Raw genomic sequence first — 1,224 nt, forward strand, 5'->3', positions numbered from 1 at the left:
ACGTGGGGCTGTTCGTGGTTTCAGAACCAACACAGTGGACGCGAGCAACTGAGGACAAGCCCTCGGCCTATTAGTACCGGTCAACTCCACACGTTACCGTGCTTCCATATCCGGCCTATCAACCCAGTCGTCTACTGGGAGCCTTACCCTCTCAAGGAGGTGGGAATACTCATCTCGAAGCAGGCTTCCCGCTTAGATGCTTTCAGCGGTTATCCCTCCCGAACGTAGCCAACCAGCCATGCCCTTGGCAGAACAACTGGCACACCAGAGGTTCGTCCGTCCCGGTCCTCTCGTACTAGGGACAGCCCTTCTCAATATTCCTACGCGCACAGCGGATAGGGACCGAACTGTCTCACGACGTTCTAAACCCAGCTCGCGTACCGCTTTAATGGGCGAACAGCCCAACCCTTGGGACCGACTCCAGCCCCAGGATGCGACGAGCCGACATCGAGGTGCCAAACCATCCCGTCGATATGGACTCTTGGGGAAGATCAGCCTGTTATCCCCGGGGTACCTTTTATCCGTTGAGCGACGGCGCTTCCACAAGCCACCGCCGGATCACTAGTCCCGACTTTCGTCCCTGCTCGACCCGTCGGTCTCACAGTCAAGCTCCCTTGTGCACTTACACTCAACACCTGATTGCCAACCAGGCTGAGGGAACCTTTGGGCGCCTCCGTTACTCTTTAGGAGGCAACCGCCCCAGTTAAACTACCCATCAGACACTGTCCCTGATCCGGATCACGGACCCAGGTTAGACATCCAGCACGACCAGACTGGTATTTCAACGACGACTCCCCCTGAACTGGCGTCCAGAGTTCACAGTCTCCCAGCTATCCTACACAAGCCGAACCGAACACCAATATCAAACTGTAGTAAAGGTCCCGGGGTCTTTCCGTCCTGCTGCGCGAAACGAGCATCTTTACTCGTAGTGCAATTTCACCGGGCCTATGGTTGAGACAGTCGAGAAGTCGTTACGCCATTCGTGCAGGTCGGAACTTACCCGACAAGGAATTTCGCTACCTTAGGATGGTTATAGTTACCACCGCCGTTTACTGGCGCTTAAGTTCTCAGCTTCGCCACCCCGAAGAGTGACTAACCGGTCCCCTTAACGTTCCAGCACCGGGCAGGCGTCAGTCCGTATACATCGCCTTACGGCTTCGCACGGACCTGTGTTTTTAGTAAACAGTCGCTTCTCGCTGGTCTCTGCGGCCACCCCCAGCTCGA

1 rRNA gene (only partly in view) is annotated in these 1,224 nt (G+C 56.1%); it reads right to left on the bottom strand.

The window, feature by feature from the left end:
• Window positions 1–50 precede the first annotated feature (50 nt).
• A 23S ribosomal RNA gene (locus AB0I06_RS34205) occupies window positions 51–1,224 on the bottom strand; its annotated part runs 1,266 nt beyond the window's last position; the annotation flags it as partial.

The sequence above is a fragment of the Streptomyces sp. NPDC050674 genome (assembly GCF_040654575.1).
Taxonomy (GTDB): domain Bacteria; phylum Actinomycetota; class Actinomycetes; order Streptomycetales; family Streptomycetaceae; genus Streptomyces.